Origin of the sequence: Bacillus sp. J33, from assembly GCF_000518885.1 — a bacterium.
Taxonomy (GTDB): domain Bacteria; phylum Bacillota; class Bacilli; order Bacillales; family Cytobacillaceae; genus Cytobacillus.
This window is the reverse complement of record NZ_JAEL01000041.1, coordinates 41,255-47,457: the sequence shown is the minus strand read 5'-3', so window position 1 is coordinate 47,457 and position 6,203 is coordinate 41,255. Positions and strand designations below refer to the sequence as shown.

Sequence of the window (6,203 nt, the reverse complement as noted above, 5' to 3'; positions counted from 1 at the left end):
GGCGGTCCGACGCTCCTCGGTGCATTCGCACCTGCGGGGTCTCCCGCTGACACGCTTCTCCCGCAGGAGTCTCGCACCTTCCGCTCCAATCAACAGGGTGCTAAAATCAACAATAAGCTTTAACACAGCCTAAATGATAAAAAGAACTTTGATAGTACAGGTTTAACACTTGCACTATCAAAGTTGGGTGGAAATATCAAAACTTATTTCACGGGAATTTTACTAAAAAAGTCAATAATCACCTTGTTAAAATCTTCAACTTTTTCCCATTGCGGCCAGTGTCCGGCATCGTTAATGACGGTTAATTCACTGCCAGGAATCATGTCTTGAATGGGTTTTGCTTCCTCGACTGTAGAGGTTGGGTCATGATCCGTCCATGCTAATAAGGTTGGAACATCAATCTTTCCGCACCAGGATGGATCCCAGCTATAATTTTGTCTAAATTCAAGGTCTTGAAGGGCAACAATGTAATGAACAGCTTCTTGGTACGATGGCTGTGTATAAATTTTGTAACGAGCTTCAATAAGCTCATCGGTGACTTGACTCTTATCGTACATTAACCATTCAAGTCTGGTTTTTACATTTTCATAGTTTGCTTCCAGAACAGCCTTAACGGTGGATTCCTTCAGCTTTTTCATAACTTCAGCCTTGTTGTTAACATTTCCCGGAGTATTTAAAACTAATGCTTTGGCAATTCCAGGGTGATGGGCAGCGAACCATGCTGCGACCCAACCGCCTAGTGATTCACCAGATAGATAGATTTCTTTCAAGTCTAAAGCCTGGATGACCCATAATAGATGATCACTATAGGAATCAATTCCGTAAGGGCGATCTGGCTTTTCTGTGTAACCATGCCCGAGCATATCAATGCAGATTACACGGAAATGCTCACTCAATCCTCTAATGTTCCGGGCGTAAGCCTCAATATGACCGCCAGTACCATGGAGCAAAATAAGCGGTTCCCCAGTTCCTGCTTCTAGTACTCTCGTTTTGATTCCATTTGCATCCACATAATAATTTTTAAACTCTAAATCGGCTAAATCTGTCCAAATTGTCATCTCGTTCTCCTCCTCCGTTTTTTGAAAGTCTTATACTTTATGGAACTTGACAACGCCCATTCCCGTCACCCATTCTGGAATTGGCTCATAACAAGCAACCTCTGGTTCAAGCCCTTGAAGAATTCCTAGCAGTACAAGCCAGTTATGAATTTCCTGACCGCCATTGCCGCCATTTTCCTCGATAAAATCAGGGCCCCATTGTCTTAGTGCCTGATAGTCTTTTTCTGTAATCAATCGTAAAAATTCACGATCCCACTCTTCATTGACCGGTCCGGATTTCAAACTTGTCACACGTGTTTTGCGCGTGTTCAAATATTCGTCAAGCTGCTCAATTTCTTGACGGCCATTTGTCAGGACTTTAATTAGCTCTTGATCTTCAGGCTTTTCACTATCAATCTTTGGAATTGGAACCCAGTGAGAGATCCCTCCTGAAGCGACAATCGCTACCTTTTTATCGCTTTCCCATGATTCAATTGCTTTGCGGACGACTTCTCCGACTTGGAAACAGCGGTCCATTGTAGGCAGCGGCGGTGCTGCTGTATTCACGGCAATCGGCACAACCGGTATCTTTAGATCAGGGTTTAAAAAGTGGACGGCTTGAGTGTGGCCATGATCCACTTTCATTCTCATCGAAAAAGCAAAATCCACATTGTTCGCCAAACCTGTATCAAGAACATGCTTCGCTAATTCCTGTTGGACAGGAATTTGATACTCAGGAATTTGCCAGTCGCCCCATCCTTCACATCGATCAATTCCAATCGTGAAGGAAGGCATATGATCATAAAAATAACTATTAAAATGATCATCCGAAATTAAGACGATTACATCTGTTCCAATATCCTCCAGCCATTTTTTCATATCGGCAACGGTATTTAGAAAACGCTGCCCTTTTTCTCCGCCGCCAGCTTCATTTGTCATGATCATCGGACTATGTGACATTGCTACTCCTGCTACTATTTCAGCCATGTCTTCCACCCCACTAATCTGAATATTTTTTTACGATCCGGGCGGGGGCATTACCCCGTTTTAATACATTTGTTAAAAATTCGATCGTTCCAAACAATAGATAGTTTCCCTTGCATGATTGTCGGAATCTCTTTTACGGAAATGAGCTGTTTTTCAATGTTAACTGCTCGCAAATCTCATCATCGATCTTTTGGCCAGTGCTAAATCATACGTTTTCTCATAGGTTGGTGAAAATCCCACTTTGCCTCCATAAAACATGATGCCGTTGACGGATTACACATACACACTGCCCACTCTATATTTGATCATGCCTTTAAGTGTCACGGATCCAGTACCTTTACCAGTAATTTCATAACAAATCAAACAAAATTGCCCAGTAATCTTATCGCTTATTTCAATTTTGCGCGGTAATCCGGTTTATTGAGTGATCTAAGAAGTAACTGTTTTTTTATTTGTTTTGTCAACTCAAATGAAAACAGCCCCCATTACGGCAACCAAACGGTGAATTTATTTACTCAATTTTCAGATCCCCCAAAATGATACCCGCTTGCAGTGCCAAGAAAAGCTGACTACTGGTTTGTAGATCATTGATATCAGCATCTAAAATTTCACATATTTTTTGCACGCGATATCGTAATCCACCAATCGACAAATTCATTATTCTTGCTGCTTTACCTATATTTTGGCCACTTTTAATGTAGTAATATAGAGTTTTGGTTAACTCTGATTCTTTCCCTCGATCGTATTCAAGTAATTTTGAAAGCATTTTGTTGCAGAAATGCCGGATATCATCCATTTTTCCTGCGCGAAATAAAATCCCCACCGCTCCTAAATCATCAAAGTACATAATTTCCTTTTGCTGATTGTTCACATTCAATGAAATGAGAGCTTCATTGTACAGAATCGGTATATCTTCAAGAGACTTTGATCTTGAGCTCATGCCAATTTTAAAAGGTATATCAGGGTATTTTTCTTTCAGAAAACAAAGTAATTTTCTGATAAATTCATCCGCGTTTATAAAATGTTTCGAGAACAAGTCAACAGGCAACAACGCAGCTATGTTTTGAGAGTCTTCCGAGATTAAGATATTCAAATTACGCTCCATAAAATATCTTGAAAGAACTTCAATCAAATTCATACCGCCGATTGGATCCTTTTCATTCGGATAAAAATTTGAATCCCCTTTCAAAACTAAAAATTGATACTCTTTGCCCAAATCCACTCCAAAATATCTGGCCCTTTTGAATAATACTACAGGGTTTAAACGATTATGGATCATATCTTCTAACAATCCGCCTTTGATGTTTAACTTCAATTCTGTATCCAGGATTGTTTCCTTGTTATAGTTACTCACAGATCCGATGAGACACATTTGCTTCATTTTCAACCAATCAACTTCATTAAAAGAAGTGTTAATAAAGGAGCAATAACCCACAATCTTGCCTCTGGATACCATCGGACCAATTAATCTCTTTTGTTCATCAGATTGGACCAGTTCGACAATTTGTTGCTTTTCAATGAGTTCAGTCAGTTTGACCTGATTATCTCCAGAGAGATTATTTTTAACGATTTCCTCTAAGTTCCTGCTATACTGTCTAGCCAGTTCTGGATCTAAGCCTATTGAATAAAGATAGTTAAATCTTAGATCTTCAAGAATGATAGGGATGTTTGTAAGCTGATAGCATACGTCAGCCAATCGTGTTTCCCCAATGCCATTTAGAAACTGCCCTATGGCTTGGTTATTGAAATCCATGGCAGCCTGCAAGTTATTTTTTTCAGTTAAAACTGTATCTAGGCAGTTCAGAAGCATTTGTGGCAGTCCCGATTCGAACTCCTTCTCTGTGAAGTTATAGTTTCCAAAATGCGACGACATTTGAACTAACATTTCCAATGCTTTAGGATATTGGACCTTTTTTTGCAATATATTCACCCACTTAAGAAAGTTACAAGCTGAATTAACTCCTGAAAATTTAGCATTTTAAGATAATTCTACTTCTCCTGAGTGCGCTTGTCGATTCCTTACAAACATCCCTATGGACTTTGAAGGACTAAGCAAGGCAAAGTCCATAGGGATGAAAGAGCGTCCATCGGACCACCCCATCGTTAGCACATGGAATCCATGCGATACAACACTGAATGATCTGGACCATCAACTTCTACTATCACTAGGGTAGGTGGCATGCAACTTCTCAATGTGGGCACATCCTTCACAGAACAACCCAAATATCCCATGTTTCCAATTGCCATGCTATCTTATCCTTCACTTAAAACGCTCTGATTGGTGAAATGGAATGAAAAATACTTTTTCAATCTCTAATCCTTAATTTCTCCAGCAACCCCTGACTTCCCGTTTTTCTGCGAAGACCTCGAATGCCCCAGCCTCCATCGAAATTCAATACCTCTCCTGTAGCCGGAATATTGTCATTTCGCGAGGCAAAAAATACGTAAGCTCCAGCATAATCTTCTCCGTACAAGATACGACCGATCGGAGCGGCTGACTCTACATACTCCTTACCCGGTTCCAAGTCATCGTCCTTGTACCATTCTTTATACATGCTCGTTATGGACCTATTGTCCATTTCCAGTGAGGCCGGCCCCCTCAAATCCGTTCTTGCACCGCCAATGGCAATGCCATTCACACGGATATAAGGTGCTAATTCAAATGCCAGCTGACGAACCAAGCCAACAACGGCATGCTTGGTGGATGTATAAAGCGGTCCGCCTCCGTTTGTGTAAAATCCTGCATTAGAAACCGTAAAGATCATATTCCCCCGAGTTGCAGCCAATTGCGGCAGACACGCCTTTGCCGCAATCAAGTAACCCTTCACATTGATATGGAACAATTCATCAAATGCTTGATCAATCTTATCTTCCGGAAGATCCACCAGCGACATGTTATAATCCCAAATACCGACATTTGCAATTAGCGTGTCAATTTTTCCGAAATGTTCACTACACCGGCTTACTGCTGACTCGAGGTCACTGAACCGACGTACGTCTCCAACCATTCCAATGATATTTTCCCCATACTCTCGTTCAAGCTGATTCAGACGATCTGCCGACTTGTCAAACACTGCAACTTTGGCGCCTTCAGACACAAATCGTTCCACAATGGCACGGCCGACGCCGGATGCACCGCCTGTAATAAAGACCACTTCATTGGTCAATTTCATAATTGCAGCTCCCCACTCGTATAAATAGTCACATGTAGCATGATCATAGGCTGGTTACTCTTTTGTTTCAAAGTACCCATCTTCAAAAGCCACATATACATCGTCTCCATCAACCTGTACCGGATACTTTTTCAAAGGCTTCCAAGGAGGGGCCATCTTTACTTCTCCCGAGCGAGCACAAAACTTTCCCATATGCAAGGAGCACACGATGACATCTCCCTCTAGATAGCCGCCTTCAGACAGCGACCATTTGGCGTGAGAACAGCGGTCTTGTGTTGCAAATACTTCGCCATTGACATTAAACAACGCTACTGCTGTGTCTCCTTCCACTACCTTTAACCCCTCATCATCCGGTAGATCAGATAACGTGCAAACCTTTGTAAATTTCATAATGCATTTCCTTTCCATTGTAGTAATGTTTAAAAAAAGACTGACAAGTTATTGGACAAAAGCGTACTTTGATCAATCAAAATGGTTCGGCGGGCAATTTTAAAGCCCAATCCTCCCTCCGAACGCCGCAGTACATCCCGGCGCTCGCCAGGAAAAATATCTGCCTGAGATTCTGAACGGTTGCGATACACGATAAATGACGATGCCACCTCATACGTGTTCGGTTCCTCCATTTCACGAATCATGACGTTCGAAATAATGTGCCGTGTACGCGACACCGGATTCTCCGCCCAGTTCACCCCCGATACTCTCGCTCGAATACGTCCGCGCATCGTTTCATAGGTATCGTCGTAGTGCCCTCCTTTTCCTTTAGGCGTATATTCCTGCGACATTTCTCTACCTAAGCGGTTCATGCGAATCGGCATCCAATAATGAATATCCTTGTCCATCAGCTCTAACCACGCTTCAAACTCCGAGTGGTCCAGCAGCTGCGCTTCCTTGTAGTAAAACTGCTCAATTTCATGTTGCAGTTCCAGACTTGAGCTGCTTTCCGCCCATTTAAACGGTTTGACTAACTCCATTATTTCCATGCCCTTTATCTCCCCTTGTTTTAATC

General features: G+C 42.0%; 6 protein-coding genes. All 6 read right to left on the bottom strand.

The window, feature by feature from the left end:
• Nucleotides 1-203 precede the first annotated feature (203 nt).
• The 6 genes from L634_RS0113235 to L634_RS0113210 all read right to left on the bottom strand — a co-directional run bounded on the left by L634_RS0113235 (nucleotide 204) and on the right by L634_RS0113210 (nucleotide 6,177).
• A complete protein-coding gene (locus L634_RS0113235; protein WP_026582867.1) occupies nucleotides 204-1,058 on the bottom strand; it encodes an alpha/beta fold hydrolase in 855 nt (284 codons plus the stop codon).
• 30 nt (nucleotides 1,059-1,088) lie between these two features.
• The gene (locus L634_RS0113230; RefSeq protein WP_026582866.1) at nucleotides 1,089-2,024 is read right to left on the bottom strand and encodes a hypothetical protein; all 936 of its coding nucleotides are present in this window, start codon (nucleotides 2,022-2,024) and stop codon (nucleotides 1,089-1,091) included.
• Nucleotides 2,025-2,535: 511 nt separating this feature from the next.
• Entirely contained in the window at nucleotides 2,536-3,945 is a 1,410-nt protein-coding gene (locus L634_RS0113225) for a PucR family transcriptional regulator (RefSeq protein ID WP_026582865.1), read from the bottom strand.
• A 385-nt stretch (nucleotides 3,946-4,330) separates the two neighbouring features.
• On the bottom strand, nucleotides 4,331-5,197 hold the full coding sequence (gene hcaB, locus L634_RS0113220) for a 3-(cis-5,6-dihydroxycyclohexa-1,3-dien-1-yl)propanoate dehydrogenase (RefSeq protein ID WP_026582864.1): 867 nt from the start codon (nucleotides 5,195-5,197) through the stop codon (nucleotides 4,331-4,333).
• A gap of 54 nt (nucleotides 5,198-5,251) precedes the next feature.
• Complete coding sequence (locus L634_RS0113215) at nucleotides 5,252-5,587, bottom strand: non-heme iron oxygenase ferredoxin subunit (RefSeq protein ID WP_026582863.1); 336 nt, start codon at nucleotides 5,585-5,587, stop codon at nucleotides 5,252-5,254.
• A 29-nt stretch (nucleotides 5,588-5,616) separates the two neighbouring features.
• The gene (locus tag L634_RS0113210; RefSeq protein ID WP_026582862.1) at nucleotides 5,617-6,177 is read right to left on the bottom strand and encodes an aromatic-ring-hydroxylating dioxygenase subunit beta; all 561 of its coding nucleotides are present in this window, start codon (nucleotides 6,175-6,177) and stop codon (nucleotides 5,617-5,619) included.
• Nucleotides 6,178-6,203 lie beyond the last annotated feature (26 nt).

Excerpts from the sequence above, each read along its gene's own strand:
- L634_RS0113230 (WP_026582866.1), bottom strand. The coding sequence starts at position 2,024 with ATGGCTGAAATAGTAGCAGGAGTAGCAATGTCACATAGTCCGATGATC.
- L634_RS0113210 (WP_026582862.1), bottom strand. The coding sequence starts at position 6,177 with ATGGAAATAATGGAGTTAGTCAAACCGTTTAAATGGGCGGAAAGCAGC.
- L634_RS0113215 (WP_026582863.1), bottom strand. The coding sequence starts at position 5,587 with ATGAAATTTACAAAGGTTTGCACGTTATCTGATCTACCGGATGATGAG.
- hcaB (WP_026582864.1), bottom strand. The coding sequence starts at position 5,197 with ATGAAATTGACCAATGAAGTGGTCTTTATTACAGGCGGTGCATCCGGC.
- L634_RS0113235 (WP_026582867.1), bottom strand. The coding sequence starts at position 1,058 with ATGACAATTTGGACAGATTTAGCCGATTTAGAGTTTAAAAATTATTAT.